The following is a 20,873-nucleotide window of genomic DNA, read 5'->3' on the forward strand; positions in this document are numbered from 1 at the left end:
ATATTATAGCAGTCAATTTAATAGCATAGAACTCAATGCTACATTTTACCGAATATTTCCGGTTGAGCAATATGCTGCCTGGTATGATGCAGTACCTGATACATTTAAGTTTTTCCCAAAGGTTGTTCAAAATGTAAGTCACCTGAGGCGCTTAAACGAGATGGCGTACCCTTCACTCGACAACTTTCTGATGGCAACCGCAGGCTTCAGGGATAAATTGGGAACAATATTTTTGCAAATGCATCCCAATTTCGGGCCAAAAAACTGGGATAGGGTAGTGCGATTAGTAAATTACTGGCCTGAAGAAATTCCTCTTGCTTTGGAATTCAGACATACAGATTGGTTTAATGATAACAAAGTGGCCAGTGAACTTTATAATTTACTAGAAGAAAAGAATATTGCAAATGTACTTGTAGATACGGCCGGTAGAAGAGATATTATGCATATGCGGCTTACTAATAATGAAGCCTTTGTTCGTTTTGTTGGTGCTAATCATAAGAGCGATTTTGATCGTCTGGAGGAATGGGTAGAGCGGCTTTGGCAATGGCATACTATGGGCCTTAGTAATATCCATTTTTTTATTCATCAGAATATGGAAAAGGAATCGCCTTTATTAGCCACTTTTTTTATTAAGAGGATGAATGAGAAGTTCAAAATTGATCTAAAAGTTCCAAAAACCACATTTCCTGAAGCAAATTAATCAGTAGGGCATTCCAACCTCTACAAATGTATTTTTACTGTGATACCTTGGATTTTTAGGAGCGGCCATACAACAGGTTGAACCAAGATAGAACAGAGCCAATTCATCCAGTTTTTTAACACTGCCACCAACTTTTATGGAATTTGCCAGTTTTATGGTCCCTACTGCCGGGCCACCTACAACGGACATATACCAAATTCTGCCCTTATCATCTGTGACATCTATATTGTATCGTTCATTTCTAAACGCAGGCAAGGAAGGGTTTTGTTTGTATATCCACGGTCTTAAAACTATTAGGTCACCCGGGATATGTTGGATCCTGGTAATAGTACCACTTATAGGAGCATGAATTCTGTGGTAATTTTTATTGTGCAAAAAAACATTTGTGAAATTATAATTTGGCGGGATATCTCCTTTTTCTAAGCCAAAAATAGTCTCAACTGTTCTTAAATCGCTTTTGACTTTTGTTGTTCCTAATTCAGAAACATTTCCCAGATCACATAATAATCCCTCGCAGGGCCATACCCAGGGACTTCCATTTATTGGTAATTTCTTAAACCGCCGGATAAAAAAATCCTGGAAACTATCAAAATTACTCTTCCCCTCCGGAGGGTAAAAATTATCGAGGTAGTTGGGGTCGTTGTAATAATATCTAACGTATGGAGCAATGATATGCTTTGTAACAGGTTTGTCATAAACCCTGGCATAATAAGCAGAAATTCTTCTTTGAATTGTGCTCGGTAAACTACCCCAGAAGTTTACAGAGAGGAACTTGTATAAAACAGCACGCCAATTTGGTATCTTGAAGACAGTGAAATACGGGTCAGAATTATGATAGGCTATTCCTGCAGAGTCCATAATGTTCTAGATATAATTTGTTAAATCAGGAACATGTGTTTTTAACGAATTACAATTATATTGTTTTTTAGGTTGAATATGGATTTCCTGAATTCCAGCTTGTTTAGAAGTCTCAGAAGGGGGGTTATCCACATAATTAGAAAATAAAGAAAGAAGAAGGGCGACGAAATATTTGCTGATGGTTTGCATGTTGAAAATTGTTTAGGTTACCTAAAGCTATTTAATTTCATTATGCCGAATAGAGTAATTAAGAAAAGTTTATTGTTAGCTTAACATAATTTATAATACCCCCATAAATATTTGTTAATACTTTGGATTAAATCAGCCATTAACCATTAGTCCAATGCCTTTAAATATCTACATTAAGCATTAAATTCAAGCTAATCGCAAATTTAATATCGGAATCTATTTTTTCATAAAGCCGGCATATTCCTGTACCTCATCCAGTACCCTGAGCAAATTACCTCCCCATAATTTTTCAATTTCGGATTCAGTATATCCTCGTTTTACAAGTTCCAAGGTTACATTGAAGGTTTCAGAAGCATCTGACCATCCTTTTATTCCGCCACCTCCATCGAAATCAGAGCTAATACCTACATGGTTTATACCTATTAAATTAACCATATAGTCAATATGGTTAACAAAATCGGCTACATCAACCTCAGGTGGGGCGTCGCTTCTATTGGAAATCAAAGTTCTTGCTATATTTTTAACTTTAGGATAGTTTTCTAAATAATCATCCAGCTGTTTTTCTGTAATGGAATCTAATTCAGATACTGCATACCACTGTATTCCTAGAGAATCAGCCACTTGCTTATATATTTCTTTCATAAACCGTTCTCTGGCTTCATATTTAGGAATATTTAAATAAGCGTCCAGGGCTACAGTTTGTACCACACCGCCATTTTCCCTTAGCAATTTTAGTTGTTCATCATCTAAATTTCTACTGTGATCACATAGAGCGCGGGCAGAAGAATGGGAAGCAATTACCGGGGCTTTAGACAAGGATAGAGTTTGAATCATAGATTCCCTGGATATATGTGAAATGTCAATCATTATACCTAACCTATTTAACTCATATACAGCTTTTTCACCAAGTTTACTTAAACCATTATGTAACCATATATTATCCTTTTCTCCCGTGTGTGAATCGCAAAACTGACTATGACCATTATGGGCAAGGGAGACATACCTTGCACCTAATTCTTGATAGGTCTCAAATTTTGACAGATCCTCTCCAATCGGATAAGCATTTTCTACTCCTATCATAGCAATACGCTTACCGGTTTTATGTATGGTCCTCACTTCTTCTGAAGTTTTGGCAAGTTCAATATCCTGAGGTGCGAGTGTATCGCATAGGCGGTGTATGGCATTAAACTTTGCAAGAGCATTTTCTTCCGCTTTGGAATATCCCTTCGGATTTAAGGAATCCTGAGCTGTAAAGACTATGAACCAAGCCACGTTTAAACCCCCTGCCTTCATTTTTGGCAAATCAACCTGGGTTTCCAGTTCCTGTGTGTAATTAATACTATCTGTAAAATTTTTAACATTGATATCATCATGTGTATCAATGGTGATCACATTTTTGTGGATTTCTCTTGCCTTTGTTTCAATGCTTGGTTTCATGGATTCACTGGATTCCTTACAGGAGATCATCGATAAAAAACAAATAAAGCCGATAATATGTCGCATATGTAAGATTTTATACCTACAAATAAAGCATTTTGACAACATAAAACAGACCATAGGTAACATTTAATTGCACATACCCAAAGGAAAGGGGATTTTTAGACATGTTTAAGCCCTTAAAATTGGAATTTCAGAATCTCCTTGATAAACCCATTTTTCTGAATTTCAAATTAATAAATTAACCTAAAAGTACCCCTTGAAACCAAAAAACCTACTTTCCCAATTGTCGGAATTGGAAACTACGCTTGACAATTTTTCATTTGAAGAATTATCCGCAGAAGAAGCCAGCCGTCTTAAAAAGTCATTTGAGGCATTTAAAACCCATCTCGAAAAAAGAATTTGGGGAGAAGATATGCCGCCAAAACAGGAAACCATAACGCAGTCTACTAAAGAAAAAGAGCGCTTGCAAAATGCCCAGGAAATGCTTATTGCGACGGTCAGTCATGAGATACGAACTCCGCTTAGTGGTATTATTGGCTTCGCAGATCTTTTGAAAGAAGGAGAACTTACCGAGGACCAGAAGGAACAGGTAAACGCAATTCAATCGGCCTCCAATTCTCTCATGGATATTATCAACGAACTCTTGGAATACTCCAAACTTTCGGCAGGTCTTGAAAATTTTGAGATGTTGGATTTCAACTTTTTCAGCATTATTCAGGATGTTGTTTATCTCTGTAATACACTTATGCTCGGTAAAGATGTTAAACTCGAGGTTGACGTTGACAAAAATATTCCCGAGAAACTAGTGGGCGATCCTTCAAAGCTATCACAGGTTTTATTGAACCTGTTAGGTAATTCTATAAAGTTTGTAGAACAGGGAGAGATAATGCTAAAAATTAAACTTCTCAGGGAAGCTGAACAAAAGGTTGTATTAGATTTCATTGTAACTGATACCGGGATTGGGATCTCAAAAGAAGATTTAGAACATATTTTCGGATCGTTTAAACAAGCTAATGAACAAACTTTTACTAAATATGGTGGTACAGGCCTTGGCTTAAACATTGTAAAACAAATTGTTGAAAAACTCGAAGGGGATATAAAAGTGGAAAGTACCGTCGGCGTTGGTACTACCTTTAAATTCAATCTCCCATATGCTAAAGGATCATCAGCTACCACAAAAAAAATTCATTCAAATGAAATTTCTTCGGAACAGGTAAAAGGAATGAGGATACTTGTATTTGAAGATAACCCTCTGAATCAACGACTTATTGAGCGTCGGTTAAATTCATGGGGATGCAAAACATATATCGCGGAAAATCCCATATATGGTCTGAATATCCTTGAATCTACAGCAATTGATATTGTTCTTATGGATCTTAGAATGCCAATAATGAGTGGGTTTGAAGTAACAGAAAAAATACGGGAAAGCTCAAAAAAAGAAGTGGCAGAGATTCCTATAATAGCCCTCACAGCAGACTTTACGATTAATGATAAGGATGAATGTGAAAATAAAGGGATCAATGATTTTATTCTTAAGCCGTTTAGCCCCGAAGAACTGATGTCTAAATTAATAAGGAACAGGAATGAACGTCAAACAAATTTTAAAATAAACGAGACAGCAGATGGTAATGAAGTTGATAAAGCCAAAACTGTTTCTGACTTTGACCTTAATGCTGTTTTGGAGGACTGTATGGGTGAATTGGAGATGTTGGAAGAACTGATTGGACTTTATAAAAGGAACGCCCTGGAATTCATCGGCAATGTTAAAATGAAATTGCAGGAAGAGGATGCAGATGGGGTTGCATTTGCAGCACACAAAATTAAATGTGGTTTAAAAATGATGAAGACAATGGAACTTTTTTCTATCGTGGAGGAACTAGATACCACTGCAAAAACTACTAAAGACAAAAAACATATGCAATTTCTGTTTGACAGATTTGTACAGGAATACCCGAATACAGAAAACATGATTGATGCGGAATTAGCACAATTGAAAAAAAACAGAAAATAATAGTATGGTAAAGAAGAATCTACTTTTAGCGGAGGACGATGAATTGCTGGCATCTTTATTAGATTATAGACTTCAAAAAGGCGGCTATAATGTCCATTTGGCTCAAGATGGCAGGGATGTTAAGGAATATCTCAAAGGGGCAACTCCCGATCTTATTGTCAGCGATATAATGATGCCTTATTTCTCTGGAATCGAACTTATAGATTATGTGAGGAATGAATTGAATTCGAAGATTCCCATAATCATAATTTCCTCGGCTGGCAATGAAGAAAATGTTCTTAGTGCTTTTGAATTGGGGGCAAACGATTTTATATCCAAACCGGTGAGTCCCTCAGAACTTCTGGTTAGGGTAGGAAGGGAGTTAAACAAACAATAATATTTGAATCTAATCTCACAGACATATTATAGCATTACGCTGATTAGTGCACCAAAGATCCCTACGGATCTTTTGTGGGATTTAACAATAGTGTTTTCCGGACTAGGGATCTTCTTCCTATTTGGTGTTTTTATATTCAGAAACCGTCTTTCCAATAAAGCTTCTAAAGTAGCCGGTCAAAAAAAGATTCTGGCACCCATCGTCAGCAATTTCCTTTTTTATGAGACCGATGCAAGCAAGGAGGAAAACTTCGAATACATCAATTTAAAAATTGAAATTCGTGAATTACTCAAATCACCTTTTAACAGGTTGGTTCTTACAGAGATTCTATTAGATCTTGAAAAAGACCTCTCGGGAGATTCTCGCGATCGGATTTTTAGTTTATACCAGAACCTTGGATTGCATTTAGAGGCCTTTAAAAAATTAAGAAGCTGGCGCTGGGAGCTGGTTTCCAAGGGAATACTTGAATTAACCCAAATGAGAGTAGTAGCTGCCTACGGCTTCATAAAGAAATTCATCAACGACAAAAGGGGTGTAGTCCGAAAACAAGCGCAAATAGCAACGGTAACATTAAAACATGAAGGCATTTCATATTTTTTGGACACAACCAGATACGGCATCTCAGAATGGCAGCAATTAAAACTGCTCGATGTGCTAAGGAATTTCGATGACTTCTCACCTCCACGTTTCAAAGCATGGCTCACTTCCACAAATAGGGATGTGGTACTGTTTGCACTTCGACTTATAAAGCATTATAACCAAAATGATGCGAGCAAGGCACTCATAGAATTACTAAAGCATAAAAATGACCAGATTAAATCGGAAGCTATTCAGTGCATAAAGGATTTTGGCGTTTTCGAGGCATTAAATATGCTAAAAACTGTTTTTAGAAGATGTAGTGTGGATATTAAAGTACAGATTCTAGACGCTATTTCTTCCCTGGGAAAAGTGGAGGATATAGAATTTCTTGAAACGATAGTAAAAAGAGAATCAAACTTCCTCGTAAAAAGTAAAGCCATAAGTGCCATCAATGTTATTGAACCAGACACCTATGTTCCAACAGAAGGAATTGATAACTATATTACCGTAGAAAACTTTGAAAATAATGAACAAGACAATCCTACTCAATTATCAGAAGTTATGAAAAATAGCGAATTACAACCAGACGATAGCTTGCCAGCTTCAGAAAACAAAGAATATTCATTAGACAATCAGGATCATTTGGATCCGGAATTTGAAGATGAAATAATTTTTGATCTCTGCTTTACGGAAGAGTTGGAAGACATTCTGTCAGAATATAATGAAGCGGAGGAAGAAGTAAGCTATTTACCCCTGGATTTCTTACCTGTTGTATCTGAAGCAGATGAACTAAAGTCAACTTCAGCTAAAATTACGGAGAATCGCAACGTTGAAACGAAGGGAAACTTGCAAGAGGAAAGTTTTAAAGAGGAATTAGAAGCAATTCTTAACAAAATCAAATTACAAGAAGAAGATAGTATAAATAAGGACGCCGAAACTCCGGAACTGGAATTTTTGCCATTAGTGGTTGAAGCTGAAGGCGAAGAAAATATTGAGAACATGGTTGAGATATCAGCAGAAGAAATTCTATCCCTCGAGGTGAATGCTGAAGAAGTGGTTATGACAAATTCTGAAGCCGTGGTTCAGAATTCAATAGACTGGATGGCATTTTCAAAAGAACCTGAGGTATTTGACAATAATACATATTCCGAGAGTTTAAGTGAAACTCCCCAGGATGATAGCTCTCAGTATACATCTAGTGATAATGAAAATGCTAATAACCTTAAGGAATATAGCGGATTTAGCATTTTTCAAGAATTGTTTCGAACCTGTGATAAGGAGTCCAAGCTCATCTTAATGGATGAAATATTAGCGGTAGGGGATGAAAAAGAAGTTTATTTTTTAAAAACACTTTTAAATGATCCTGATAAAAAGATACGTACCAAAGCAGAAAAAGTATTAAAAGAATTACAGTCTCTTTTAACGCCGGAAATAGAAACCGAGGAGAAAAAAGATCAGGTACAAATAAATGAGTTGGACGCTGAAGATCTACATTCCGCTGAAGAAATACCTGAGGCAGTTACCCATACAGACAGGGTGCCGATAAGTATACTTGATAAAGAGGAAGATAGTCTTAAGTCGATGGAGTTTTGCTTTCTAAGCCATTTGCCAAGTGATGACAGCAATAACCAAACTCAATTATTTCAGCCGGATTTTGAGCTTGTAGAGACACCATTGGAAGAGATTGAAGACAATCTTAATAATAATAATGATAATGAGCTGAATGAAAAGGAGCGGAAGCTATTGAGCCCTTTCCTTAGAAATATCATTTCATTTTCAGAAAAATTCAAAGGGAAGTTGAATGGATAGTGGATTTTTAAACATATTCATAGCTTATTTAAACATTGTTTTTTTAGTGTTTACCGGGATACTGTTCGTCATGTTTAGTTTCATGGGGTACCTGTCTACAAAAAATTCTATCCACTACAAACGTAAAAACAGCTTCGTAGATCTTTCTAAGGTTATGGCTTCACCCCTGGCACCAAGTATTACCATCATTGCTCCGGCTTATAATGAGGGGTTGACCATAGTTGAAAATATCAGGTCCTTACTTTCGTTACAATATGTGAATTATGAAGTCATGGTAGTTAATGACGGAAGTAAGGATGACACGTTACAGAAAATGATAGATGCCTATGATCTGGAAAAAGTAGAGCGTTTAATAGATCCGGAATGGAAATCAAAACCAATACGCGGGGTCTATAAATCTCGGCAGCGATCCTTTTCAAAGCTAACGGTAATTGATAAAGAAAACGGTGGGAAATCTGATGCACTAAACACAGGTATACACCTTTCAGAAAATAAATATGTAGGTTGTATAGATGTGGATTGCCTCTTACAACCTGATGCCTTATTACATGTTGTGAAATCCTTTTATCAAAGGACTCATAAAAGAGTTATAGCTGTTGGCGGTGTTATTCGTGTAGCGAATTCAAGTAAAATTTCCGGGGGAACACTAGAAGAAATAAGGCTTCCAAAAAATTGGCTGGCAAGATTCCAGTTATTAGAATATACCCGATCTTTTCTTTTGGGAAGGATGGCTTGGGGTCGCATAGATAGTCTCCTTATTATTTCTGGGGCATTCGGATTCTTCGATCGGGAAATTGCAAAGGAAGTTGGTGGATATGATACTGATACGGTTGGCGAGGATATGGAGATTGTATTTAGAATGAGGCGCTATATGCACGAGCGCAATCTACCTTATACTGTAGAATATATACCGGATCCGCTTTGTTGGACAGAAGTTCCGGAAAGCATGAAAAATTTGGTGAATCAACGAGATCGATGGGCACGCGGTAACCTGGAAACGCTTTTTACGCATAAGGATATGTTTTTTAACCCTAAGTTTGGCCGACTGGGAATGCTTAGCTATCCATATTGGTTTTTTTATGAATGGCTGGCTCCAATTCTGGAATTCATAGGTTTTTTCTCAATAGTCATATTTTACTATATGGGTATTTTGAATATTGACTTTTTTCTGGCCATAACACTTACCGTTTATTCATTTTCCATAATGTTCTCATTCTATGCCATTCTCTGGGACGTGTATTCCTATAATCAATACACCAAGACAAAAGATATACTAATTCTTATGTTTTGTGCAATAATAGAACCCATAATATTTCACCCTATAGTGGTTTGGTCGGCTATAAGAGGAAATTATAAGAAATTATTTAAAGTAAACGCCGGCTGGGGATCACAGGTACGGAAAGGTTTTGCTAAAACATAATTAAATGCAACAGCTAAGTAAAACATCTGGTAATAACAGAAGAATGACCTTAAGAGACTTTATACGTCTTATTATGGCCTTTTTCCTATGCCTTGTGGTTTTATCTTTTTATCAAAATATCCGCCTGTATATTGCGGGGGTTATTGATGGGATATTCACTAAAAGCCTTTTGCTTTTAATCATCCATCATATAGGTTTTACATCCCTAATAGGACTTTTTATTGCATTTGTCTTTAATTTTATAGAAGGTAAGAAAGCTGGTTTGGGATTAAAAGTTACCGCTTTGCTTTTCTTTTGCATTTTAATCATTGAAGGCTTATTAATTGAATTCTACATCAGTAACTACGAGATATTGGGTGCGGGCTTTCTTGAAGTCTATAACAGCAGAACAACTTTAAGTGCATTGATGTTCTCACTTTTACTTTTAATTCCAGGTATGGCAGGGTTATTTATCTTGTTTTACAAAGTAACGGTTAAAATTTATGGCACAATTAGCAGGATGTACCCGTTTACAATAGTGCTATTTAGTCTGTTTCTGGCCACTCTAACCTCTGATAAGAAGCCTGTAAACGAAAACAAATTACAGTATTTAGCATATAGTATTGCTGATGATGTATTTGATTTTAATAAATATGAAGGAGAAGAAGAATACCCCTTATTGCATACCTACGTTTCAGATAAAAGCCTTGTGCCCTATTTTAATTTAGGGGATGAAAAGCCCAATTTGGTTTTTATCGTCGTAGAAGGCCTGGGTTCAGATTTTGTTGGTGATAGATCCAATTATCGGGGATTTACACCCTTTTTAGATTCCCTTCAGGAAAAATCTTTGTACTGGACAAATTATTTGAGTAATGCGGGTGAAAGCTATGCCGCACTACCATGTATATTAGGTTCTTTACCATTTGGAGAAAATGGTTTTACCAATTCTTCCGATTCTCCTGCCAGACAAACGATCTATGGAATCCTTAAAAAAAGTAACTATACTACTTCTTTTAACTACGGTGGGAACAGCGCACTAAATCATTTAGACAAATTTTTATATGAAGAAAGAGTTGATTTTTTGTTAGACAATAAAGGGTTTGGAAGGACATATAAGAAACAAGAAGAAGATGCTGCAGGAATATCCCTTGGGTATCCGGATAAGGAGCTTTATAAAAAATGGCAAAAAGATCACTTCAGTTCCAATAAGCCAAGGTTGGATGTCTTTTTTACTTTAAGTTCTAAAAAGCCATTTCTTATACCCCAAAAAGAAGCTTATTTACTCCAAGTAGATAAAATTCTGTCTCAAGAAAAAATGGCGGCAAGGCCTTCAAAGTTGGTTAGAAAGAATAAAGAGGTATTTGCCAGTATTTTATATGCCGATAGCGCATTAAAATCCTTTTTCTCTTCATATGCCAAAAATTCAGATTATGCTAATACAATTTTTATAATTACAGGCAGTCATAATCTTACAGATCTGCCAATGGAAGATAATTTAGGAAGATATAGGGTTCCATTGCTTATATATAGCCCATTATTAAAAGAGCCAAGTAAGATAACTTCTTTGGCTTCGCATTTAGATGTGGTGCCATCAATCCTGGGGCTATTAGAATCCCGATATGAAGTTACAATACCAACAGAAGTGGCCTGGCTTGGGAAAGGACTTATCCATGAAGGAGTATTTGATTCAACAAAGAAGATCCCTCTTATGAGGCATAACAGTAATATTCAGGATTTCGTAAAAGGCAGTCACTTTCTGTCTGGAGGTGACCTCTATAACCTTGATAGCGAATTGAATTTAACAGATTCTGATGCCTCGTTTGTAAAACAGAAGGTAAAAGAGAATCATAAGTATTTTAAAGCGGTAAATAAATATGTGATAAACAATGATAAAATTATTCCTGCCTCATTAACCTTATTTGCTCAACTAAAAAGCGACCCTTCTAAACAAGAGATGGTATGGATAAACAGTGTTTTTAATGGTTCTGATTATGATAATGCTTATGACACGGCAAGAGAATTAGCCTTTAAAGGAGATACCAAACGCGCCCTTCTTTTAAGTGGGTATATTTTATCTCAGGTACCCGGTCATGCAGATACTGAAATATTAATGGGTAGAATTCATGCCTGGGAAGGGCGTTATGATATCGCAATTGATATCCTGGAAGGGGCTATTCAAAAGTACCCAATTTATGCAGATGGTTATGCCGCTTTATTAGATGTCTTTTTCTGGTCTGATAATAACCAGAGTGCTTTGTCCCTGCAACGTATCATAGAAAGGAATAATATCCAGAACAAAGAATTACAAAATAAAATAAGTCGTTCACTGAAGAGAATTGAGGAAAAAAAAGAATTGGAAACTGCTAACAAAGTCTAATAAGTAATTGATAAAACACGTATAATTTCTAAAAATAACCAATGTTATATCGAAACATATTTTTGAGTTTAATTCTAGTGTTTTTCCTTCATAATGGAATAACGCAGGAATTGGCATATCAGGGTAATCCGGATACTTCTTTCTTTATTGCCAGGGATCTTGCCTTTGATGGACAACATAGCATCGCCAGAGATACTTTACAGTTAATTCTTTCTAGATACCCTAATTATACTGATGTTAGAAACCTTCTTGCCAAAACATACAGTTGGGAAATGAAATTTATGCCGAGAATTATACAATTGCCCTGGGTCTGGCGAATAAATCACTTATTTTTATAGAAGCTGATCCGGATTTACAGGCTTTGCGCACTGAAATAATAAACGAGATATACAGACAACAAAATAATTCCGAAAAGAGTGCCACAAAAGAATTAAAAGAAACAGAGGCTAAATCTTTTAAGAACAGGATAGGGATTATTAGTTCGGTAGATGTATTTGATATCGTTTATGATCCAATGATTTATTCCGGTGTAGAGTATATTCGTGAGACTGAAATTGGCAGGATTATTCCCAGAGTAAATTTCAGCAACCGATTCAATACCAATGGCTTACAATATGAGATGGATTTCTATCCCAAAATTTCAAAAACGTTTTATGCTTATACTAATTATGGGTATTCTAATGAGAGGATTTTTCCTAACCATAGGGCAGGGGCAGAGTTATATGCTAATTTGCCAAAAGCCTTGGAAGTATCAGCGGGAATACGGTATTTAGATTTTGTAACAAGCAGGGCCATAATATATACCGGTTCAGCCGGACTTTATAGTGGGAATTATTATTTTTCTTTGAGGCCATACTTGACCCCTAGATCTGATGGCCCTATAGGTGTATCAGGAAGTCTGTTAGCAAGAAAATATTATCAGGATCGCGAAAATTATTTTGGGGTAAACCTGATTTTGGGCTATTCACCAGAAATTAAACAACTGATATCGGATAGTGATATTATTATTGCACAAACATTGCTCTTTGTAGAATCTCAGCAACTTCTTTTTGAATATCAATTTACGGCTAAAAGCTTAACCAACAGTTACAGGGCGAGCCTTGGTGTTACCAGACAGGAATTGGTCTTTGACCCGGGAAAATTCTTTTGGGCCATTTCTGCAGGATTCAGGTACCATACAAAGTTTTAATTCTGTGCCTGACCGATAAAACTTGTTAGTTTACAACAAAATATACCCGATTCACCACATTTAATTTGGCACACAACTTAGATTATATATGTTTACTACATGATTATTGATACCCAAATCTCAATAATGTAAAACCCGAACTTATCATGTTATACGACACCTACGGGGAGGAGTATTTAAATTTCCTCCAAGATTTGAATGAAATTTTAAGTTTAAACGAATTAGCCGAATTGGACTATTTATATATCTTAATTTCATTGAAGATCTAAATGAAATTCTAATGGATTACAACATTCACAAGCTAAGCTGTTCTTAAGTGTTTTATTTTATAGATTGTTAAATAAAGCCCGGAAAATCCGGGCTTTTTTGTATTTAACCTAAATACGTTTTAAGTAGCTTGCTTCGGGAATTATGACGTAATTTACGAATTGCTTTTTCCCGTATTTGTCTGACTCGCTCTCTGGTAAGATCAAAAGTTTGTCCAATCTCTGCAAGTGTCATTGACTGTTGGTCACCAATACCGTAATAAAGTTTAACAACATCTGCTTCTCGAGGAGATAAGGTTTCTAAGGCTCGGTTTATTTCGGTATTGAGCGACTGCTGCATCAGGTCCTTATCGGGACGTGGAGATTCCCCAGATCTCATAACATCATATAAATTCGAATCTTCACCTTCTTTTAGCGGCGCATCCATGGAAACATGTCTGCCCGAATTTTTAATAGACTGTTTTACTTCGCTAACACTCATTTCCAGCTCCTGTGCAATTTCCTCTGCAGAAGGTGGTCTTTCATGTGCCTGTTCTAAATAGGAGAAGGTTTTCTTTATCTTGTTTATAGACCCTATCTTGTTTAAGGGTAATCTTACAACTCTGGATTGTTCTGCTAATGCTTGTAAAATAGATTGACGTATCCACCAAACCGCATAGGAAATAAATTTAAATCCTCTGGTTTCGTCAAATCTTTTGGCCGCCTTTACGAGGCCCACGTTACCTTCATTTATTAAATCTGGAAGTTTTAATCCCTGGTTTTGATATTGTTTTGCCACAGAGACTACAAATCTCAAATTGGCATTTGTTAATTTTTCAAGTGCAGCCTGGTCACCAGCTCTGATCTTTTGCGCTAATTCTACCTCTTCATTTGCGGTAATTAATTCAATTTTACTGATATCCTGCAGGTATTTATCTAATGATTTTGATTCTCTGTTAGTAACCTGCTTGATAATCTTAAGTTGCCTCATATATATTGCCTGAATTTTAGTTTATAATTTCTCAGTATAATGTTTTATTCTGTCTTTTCCAAACTCATTCCATTATTGTTTTACATAAATTATGATAATTCCCTCCATTCCTTGAATGCCTTATTTTTATGATATTTGAACACTTTTTAGTTTTAATTTATGTTCACATTTAAGCTAACAATACTATCTTTAGATCCATATAATGAGTAAAAGAGCGCTTAAAAAGTATTTGACGAGTCTTAAAAAGCAGGAATTGGAAGAGCAGATGGTTGATTTATATGACCGTTTTCCTGTTGTTAAACAGTATTATGATTTTGTTTTTAATCCCAGAGAAGATAAATGGGTTCAGGAAGCAAAAATTAAAATCTCCAATGAGTATTTCCCTCTAAAAAGGAAAAAAGCCAGGGCCAGAAGATCAGTCGCTCAAAAATATATAAAACAGTTTTTGAAATTAGGCATGGCCCCACATTTAATAGCAGATGTTATGCTTTATAACCTGGAAGTGGCGCAATCATTTTCCAAAGAGCGGAATGTACCCGATACATTCTATAAAAGCATGTTAAATTCATTTACGCAGTTAATACAACATGTTTCCTTTTATGGAATGCTGCCTGACTTCAAAGATCGTATTATAAAGGTATATAATGCCACATTGGAACAAAATTGGGAGTATTCCGAAGGTTTTACCAGGGCGCTTGATATAATTGATTAAGCCCAGAAAACAAATCCATACAGTTTTGAATGTTTAGAAAATTTTAAAGGAAAATGGCCATAGTAGTTATAAGACAGGATAATAAATTAGATATGTGGAAAAATGCATTGATTGCTAATGCTCCAGATACTTCTATTTACACCTATTTGGAGGAACATCCAAAAAAAGATATTACGATGGCCTGCGTTTGGAAACAGCCTGCAGAATCTCTAAATCTATATCCTAATCTCAGATGTATTGCTTCATTTGGTGCAGGTGTCGATTTTATTTTTAAAGACCAATCCGTACCTGAACACATACCAATTACCCGTGTGGTAGATCCTGTTCTGGCAAGTGATATGTCTGAATTTGTATTAGCCTCAATACTTGGTTTTTTCAAAAATTTAAATAGCTACAAGACTGATCAATTAAATAAAATATGGGCTCCCCGGGAGTATAAGAGGATATCAGATGTTACCGTCGGAATAATGGGGATGGGAGCTTTAGGTGAGAAATTGGCAGAAGACCTTATTAAAAACCGATTTAAAGTTGTTGGTTGGGCAAATTCCCCAAAAGTAATTCCCGGCGTAGATATTTACTCCGGTAATAATCAAAAAAACACATTTCTTTCCCAAAGCAATATACTTGTTTGCCTGTTACCACTAACGAAGGAAACCACGGGAATATTAAACAATGAATTATTTAAAGAATTACCAAAACAATCTTATGTTATTAATGTTGCACGAGGTGGTCATTTGGTAGATGAAGACCTGTTGGAATACCTTAACAACGGCCATTTGGCCGGAGCAGGATTAGATGTTTTTCACCAGGAGCCACTACCAGTTGAACATCCCTTTTGGAATCATCCTAAAATCCATATTACGCCGCATGTGGCAAGTGTTTCAGATATTGATTCAGTGATTCCGCAATTATTGGAAAACTACAGAAGGCTTAAAGAAGGATTGCCCCTAATGAATGAAGTTAGCCGCGAAAAGGGGTATTGATTTTCAGTTTTCAGCTTTATAATTTCATTTAAGCACAAAAAACATATAATTTTGTAAAATTGGAGTGACAACAACTTCAAGAATAGTTTTTCCTTAAATCTTTCAATGAATTTTCGCTTTTGCAGATACAAACAGATCAAATAGAAAAAAAACTTTACGATTACCAATTACAGGATCTGAATACCATATTTTCCTTTTTGGAAGATGCACCTGAAGACGTAAATCTCCTTTATCAACTACCTACAGGTGGGGGTAAGACAGTTGTATTTTCTGAAATAGCCAAAAGATTTATTGCTAAAACCCAAAAAAAGGTTGTAGTTCTAACCCATAGGATAGAATTAAGCACTCAGACTTCAAGGATGCTACATGGTTTTGGAGTTAATAACATGATTATTAATAGTGAAGTAAAGGAGTTACGAGACCAAAATAATTATATGTGTTTTGTGGCTATGGTTGAAACCTTAAACAACAGGCTTCAGGAGGAAATGATTGAGCTGAACAATGTAGGTCTGGTGATTATTGATGAAGCACACTACAATTCTTTCAGAAAGCTATTTAAGTATTTTGAAAAATCAATTATTTTAGGGGTAACGGCTACACCACTTAGTTCCAACATTAAGCTTCCGATGAAAGATAACTATAGCAAGCTCATCATTGGAGAATCTATTGAATCGCTTATTAAGAAAAAGTTTCTTGCCAAGGCTAATATGTATAGTTATGATGTTAGCTTACGTTCCTTAAAGCTTGGTATTAACGGGGATTATACGGTTAAATCTTCTGATGAGTTATACGGTAATCAAAATATGCTTTCCAAATTATTAGATGCCTATGAGGAGATAGCTAAAGGTACCAAAACGTTGATTTTCAATAACGGTATAAATACGTCTCGGTACGTTTACGAAACGTTTAAGAAGGCCGGTTATCCTATCAGGCATTTGGATAACAAGAATACGGCTGCAGAACGAAAACAAATTTTAGAATGGTTTAAGGAGACTAAAGATGCTATTCTAACCTCAGTGAGTATTCTAACAACCGGATTTGATGAACCTACTGTTGAGACCATTATTTTAAACCGTGCTACGAGATCATTGACCCTATATTTTCAAATGATTGGAAGGGGATCCCGTATTTTAAAAAATAAAACGGATTTTACCGTAGTGGATATGGGAAATAATGCATCGCGTTTTGGCATGTGGGATGCACCCCTTGACTGGCAGGAAATATTTCATTTTCCGGATTTTTTCCTTGAAAATATTAAGAACGATGAGGCAATTGAACGTGAATTTGTTTATACGATGCCTCCGGAACTAAAAGCTGAATTTGCAAATTCTACAGAAATTGAATTTGATGTCAAAGCTGAATACAAAAAAGTCTTTGCCCAGGGCCTGAAATCAAAAACAGTACTAGAGCGCAGTATTGAACAACATGCCAAAATATGTGTTGAAAACAGTGAAGATGTTTTTGATGCAAGAATTCTGGCAAAGAAACTCAAAGAAGAGATTGCATACAGGGTAAGGCAATATTCATATTGTATTATGAACAATACTAAGAATTACAAAGAGTGGCTTGAAGAAGATTATGAACGAAAATTACGCTTAAACATATCTCAAAAATTTGCATCAAGGATGTAAGATTCGCGATTGCTTATAGCTCAAGCTAACCTTACTATTCTACGATGTTTTAATTTGCGAGATAGCCAGTAATTCTTAGTAAATTCTACAATAAGCAATGAAATCAAATAAAGTGTTGATTCTGGGTTTAAATTGGCCGGAACCTAAAGCAACCGCCGCAGGAATCAGAATGATGCAATTAATTCATTGGTTTTTAGAAAAAAATTTTCAAATTACTTTTGCCAGCACAGCTGCTTTTAACGATTATTCCGCAGACCTCACGGGTATGGGAATTGATCAGCAACCCATAAAGCTCAATGATCAGAGTTTTGATGATTTTGTTCTTAGCTTAGATCCGTCTATTGTGATTTTCGACCGTTTTATTATGGAAGAACAATTTGGCTGGAGAGTTGCAGAAAATCTGCCTGAAGCATTGCGCATACTTGATACTGAAGATCTTCATTCTCTCAGATCATACAGAGAAAAAGTGCTTTTGGACCAAAAACTATTTAGTATTCCTGATTGGTTAAGTCTGGATATTACAAAAAGAGAACTGGCAAGCCTTTTTCGTTCAGATCTTTCAGTGATAATTTCCAAATTTGAAATCGAGCTGCTGCATGAAAAGGTTAAAATAAACAGTAATTTACTTTTCTATCTTCCATTTATTTACGAAGAACTAACAGAAAATATTGTTGAAAATTGGCTGCCTTTTGAAGAAAGGAAACACTTTGTGTTTATTGGAAACGGTAAACATGCTCCAAATATAGATGCTATTTTATGGCTTAATAGAACTATTTGGCCAATAATAAGGAAATCCCTGCCTGAATCAGAATTACATATTTATGGTCCTTATATGCCAGAACGTATTCTAAATATGGATAATGAAAAAACAGGTTTCAGGATAAAGGGGTGGGCGAAAGATGTTGCCTCTGTAATGTCTAAAGCAAAACTTAATCTGGTGCCCTTGCGTTTTGGTGCTGGAATTAAAGGTAAACTTTTAGAAGGTTTTAGAAACGGAACTCCGGCTATTACAACCTCTGTTGGTATTGAAGGAATAGACCATACAGATGAATTAAAACTTTGCACTCGGGATGATGCTATTAGTTTTTCAAATCTCGCTATTGAGCTCTACCAGAATAACGATAATTGGAAGAAAGTTCAGAACCTTGGAATAGACATAATAAACAAACATTTCAGCAATGAAATGATAAAAGAAGAGTTTTTTGGGAAAATTTTCGAGTTAACTACTAATTTGAATCAACACAGAGCGGCTAATATTATTGGTGGAATACTAACACACAGTTCTTTGCAGAGCACCAAATATTTATCGAAATGGATTGAAGCCAAGAACAAAATGAACTAATTTTAACTCAATGATAATTGGATAAATACCTGGTATAGCTTAAAGCACAATAAGATCACAAGCCTTATCTTTAATTGATAAAAATATTTTAAAATGGGAATAACCTGGAAAACCGTCAAAACCTTTGAAGATATAACGTATAAAAAAAGCAATGGGGTTGCTCGTATTGCTTTCAACAGACCAGATGTCCGCAACGCGTTCAGGCCGAAAACCACAAGTGAGTTATACGAAGCTTTCTATGATGCACAGGAAGACACTTCTATAGGGGTCGTATTACTTTCTGCCGAAGGCCCCTCTTCTAAAGATGGAGTATATGCATTTTGTAGCGGTGGAGATCAAAAATCAAGGGGACATAAGGGTTATGTGGGTGATGACGGGATGCACCGATTGAATATCCTGGAAGTTCAACGTCTTATTCGCTTTATGCCAAAAGTTGTTATAGCGGTTGTTCCCGGATGGGCAGTAGGAGGAGGGCATAGCCTTCATGTGGTATGTGATCTCACACTGGCTAGTAAAGAACATGCTATTTTTAAACAAACGGATGCGGATGTTACCAGTTTTGATGGTGGATATGGCTCCGCTTATCTGGCAAAAATGGTTGGTCAGAAAAAAGCTCGGGAAATATTCTTTTTAGGAAGAAGTTATACAGCACAGGCTGCTTATGAAATGGGGATGGTAAATGCCGTTGTTCCGCATGAAGAATTGGAGGAAACCGCATATGAATGGGCTCAGGAAATATTGGCAAAGTCACCTACATCAATTAAAATGTTGAAATTTGCCATGAACCTGACAGATGACGGAATGGTGGGTCAACAGGTCTTTGCCGGCGAGGCTACCAGACTGGCTTACATGACCGAAGAGGCAAAAGAAGGCAGAAACGCCTTTTTGGAAAAGAGAAAACCCGATTTTGGCAAAGATAAATGGATTCCTTAATAAGACTAGGTCAGTTAACATCTAGCCTTAATCGTATATTCCGAAAAATACACTATCCTGGCCATAGGTCTATCAATATCGATTAAAAGTAATAGTGTTGAAAGTTTTTAAAACTAAAAAGAGCCCTGTCTTTACGATCAGGACTCTTTTACGAGAACACTATATGAAAATGAAAAAATTAACTTCTTATTATTTACACTGTAAACTTACAATCAAGCTCACTTAAAATATAATTATTGTTGTGAGCCATCCCAAACTTGTGGTAAAATGAGCAATTCCTGATATCTGACCATTAAATGAAGTCCAAAATGTTTTATCCACCTTATATTTAGCCCAATCATCGACTTCTAAATTCATTGATTGAATTTTATTAACTTAACTTCTTGGAATAACATGTTCATTGTGAAATTTAAATATGATTAAATGTCTAATATAGGATTGATTATAGCCGAAAGGAGCAGGGATATCGGCGACTTTCTGGTAGGCAGACTTATACCGTTTCGTAAAAAAAGAATGATTGGCCCTTTTATTTTTATTGATCATATGGGGCCTACTAATTTGGGCCCTGATAAATATTTGGATGTTGATCAACATCCCCATATCGGACTGGCTACTTTGACATTTATGTTGGAAGGAGAAATTATGCACGAAGATAGTTTAGGTACAAAACAAAGGATTACGCCCGGATCTGTAAATTGGATGATATCCGGTAAAGGAGTATCCCATACAGAACGTACCCCTCCTGATCTTCGCGATGGAAGTAGTTTAGTTGCCCATGGATACCAGATTTGGGTAGCCTTACCAAAGCATTTAGAGAATATGGATCCGGAGTTTTATCATTTCAATGCTGATGAACTTCCCAAATGGCATGATGGTAGTACAACTTTTAAATTAATAGCAGGCAATGGATATGGCAGAAGATCTCCTGTGCCTGTTCATTCCTCTTTATTTATGTTAGAAATTAAGACCATTGAAGATTATGTTCTTGATACATCAAACGAATTATATGGAGAAATTGGAATTTGTATTGTCGAAGGCGCTATAGTAGCTTGTGATAATGAAATTAAAAAAGGGAATATCCTGGTTTCCAAAGTATCTGATGTTTGCAA

17 protein-coding genes are annotated in these 20,873 nt (G+C 36.0%); 13 read left to right on the top strand and 4 right to left on the bottom strand.

All coding sequences use genetic code 11. From position 1 onward, the window contains the following. Nucleotides 1–700, top strand: a 700-nt coding sequence (locus Q0X89_RS04630) for a DUF72 domain-containing protein (RefSeq protein WP_297691605.1), incomplete at its 5' end; no start/stop codon positions are given. On the opposite strand, the gene Q0X89_RS04635 is transcribed toward Q0X89_RS04630, so the two are convergent. Continuing rightward, a complete protein-coding gene (locus Q0X89_RS04635) occupies nucleotides 701–1,558 on the bottom strand; it encodes a phosphatidylserine decarboxylase (protein ID WP_297691607.1) in 858 nt (285 codons plus the stop codon). It lies immediately after the preceding gene. 405 nt (nucleotides 1,559–1,963) lie between these two features. Continuing rightward, on the bottom strand, nucleotides 1,964–3,250 hold the full coding sequence (locus Q0X89_RS04640; protein ID WP_297691609.1) for a dipeptidase: 1,287 nt from the start codon (nucleotides 3,248–3,250) through the stop codon (nucleotides 1,964–1,966). Nucleotides 3,251–3,443: 193 nt separating this feature from the next. Between Q0X89_RS04640 and Q0X89_RS04645 the strand changes: the two genes are divergently transcribed. From Q0X89_RS04645 to Q0X89_RS04670, 6 genes are all read left to right on the top strand, one after another. Beyond that, nucleotides 3,444–5,198: an ATP-binding protein gene (locus Q0X89_RS04645; RefSeq protein WP_297691611.1), complete on the top strand. Its 1,755-nt coding sequence runs from the start codon at nucleotides 3,444–3,446 to the stop codon at nucleotides 5,196–5,198. Between the two features lie 4 nt (nucleotides 5,199–5,202). Next, a complete protein-coding gene (locus Q0X89_RS04650) occupies nucleotides 5,203–5,574 on the top strand; it encodes a response regulator (protein ID WP_297691613.1) in 372 nt (123 codons plus the stop codon). 3 nt (nucleotides 5,575–5,577) lie between these two features. Beyond that, on the top strand, nucleotides 5,578–7,962 hold the full coding sequence (locus Q0X89_RS04655) for a HEAT repeat domain-containing protein (protein ID WP_297691615.1): 2,385 nt from the start codon (nucleotides 5,578–5,580) through the stop codon (nucleotides 7,960–7,962). Beyond that, nucleotides 7,955–9,382, top strand: coding sequence for a glycosyltransferase (locus Q0X89_RS04660; RefSeq protein ID WP_297691617.1), 1,428 nt, complete (start codon nucleotides 7,955–7,957; stop codon nucleotides 9,380–9,382). The genes Q0X89_RS04655 and Q0X89_RS04660 overlap by 8 nt, the downstream gene beginning before the upstream one ends. Before the next feature lie 4 nt (nucleotides 9,383–9,386). Then, nucleotides 9,387–11,738 carry an LTA synthase family protein gene (locus Q0X89_RS04665; RefSeq protein ID WP_297691619.1) on the top strand — a complete coding sequence of 784 codons (2,352 nt, stop codon included), beginning with the start codon at nucleotides 9,387–9,389 and terminating at the stop codon, nucleotides 11,736–11,738. A 265-nt stretch (nucleotides 11,739–12,003) separates the two neighbouring features. Beyond that, a complete protein-coding gene (locus tag Q0X89_RS04670; RefSeq protein WP_297691621.1) occupies nucleotides 12,004–12,927 on the top strand; it encodes a YaiO family outer membrane beta-barrel protein in 924 nt (307 codons plus the stop codon). A 372-nt stretch (nucleotides 12,928–13,299) separates the two neighbouring features. Here Q0X89_RS04670 and Q0X89_RS04675 read toward each other — a convergent pair whose 3' ends face one another. Then, on the bottom strand, nucleotides 13,300–14,163 hold the full coding sequence (locus Q0X89_RS04675) for an RNA polymerase sigma factor RpoD/SigA (protein ID WP_297691623.1): 864 nt from the start codon (nucleotides 14,161–14,163) through the stop codon (nucleotides 13,300–13,302). Nucleotides 14,164–14,365: 202 nt separating this feature from the next. Here Q0X89_RS04675 and Q0X89_RS04680 point away from each other — a divergent pair, with 202 nt between their 5' ends. The 5 genes from Q0X89_RS04680 to Q0X89_RS04700 all read left to right on the top strand — a co-directional run bounded on the left by Q0X89_RS04680 (nucleotide 14,366) and on the right by Q0X89_RS04700 (nucleotide 19,764). Further along, nucleotides 14,366–14,875, top strand: a complete 510-nt coding sequence (locus tag Q0X89_RS04680; RefSeq protein ID WP_297691626.1) for a DUF6155 family protein — start codon at nucleotides 14,366–14,368, stop codon at nucleotides 14,873–14,875. A gap of 53 nt (nucleotides 14,876–14,928) precedes the next feature. Beyond that, nucleotides 14,929–15,858 (top strand): glyoxylate/hydroxypyruvate reductase A, encoded by a 930-nt coding sequence (locus Q0X89_RS04685; protein WP_297691628.1) that lies wholly within the window; start codon nucleotides 14,929–14,931, stop codon nucleotides 15,856–15,858. A 119-nt stretch (nucleotides 15,859–15,977) separates the two neighbouring features. Then, nucleotides 15,978–17,489, top strand: a complete 1,512-nt coding sequence (locus tag Q0X89_RS04690) for a DEAD/DEAH box helicase family protein (RefSeq protein ID WP_297691630.1) — start codon at nucleotides 15,978–15,980, stop codon at nucleotides 17,487–17,489. 97 nt (nucleotides 17,490–17,586) lie between these two features. Then, a complete protein-coding gene (locus Q0X89_RS04695; protein WP_297691632.1) occupies nucleotides 17,587–18,831 on the top strand; it encodes a glycosyltransferase in 1,245 nt (414 codons plus the stop codon). Between the two features lie 93 nt (nucleotides 18,832–18,924). Continuing rightward, nucleotides 18,925–19,764: a 1,4-dihydroxy-2-naphthoyl-CoA synthase gene (locus tag Q0X89_RS04700; RefSeq protein WP_297691634.1), complete on the top strand. Its 840-nt coding sequence runs from the start codon at nucleotides 18,925–18,927 to the stop codon at nucleotides 19,762–19,764. A 222-nt stretch (nucleotides 19,765–19,986) separates the two neighbouring features. On the opposite strand, the gene Q0X89_RS04705 is transcribed toward Q0X89_RS04700, so the two are convergent. After that, entirely contained in the window at nucleotides 19,987–20,121 is a 135-nt protein-coding gene (locus tag Q0X89_RS04705; protein WP_297691636.1) for a hypothetical protein, read from the bottom strand. Between the two features lie 66 nt (nucleotides 20,122–20,187). Between Q0X89_RS04705 and Q0X89_RS04710 the strand changes: the two genes are divergently transcribed. After that, nucleotides 20,188–20,873, top strand: a 686-nt coding sequence (locus tag Q0X89_RS04710) for a pirin family protein (RefSeq protein WP_297691638.1), incomplete at its 3' end; no start/stop codon positions are given.

Source organism: uncultured Eudoraea sp. (genome assembly GCF_947258525.1).
GTDB lineage: Bacteria > Bacteroidota > Bacteroidia > Flavobacteriales > Flavobacteriaceae > Eudoraea.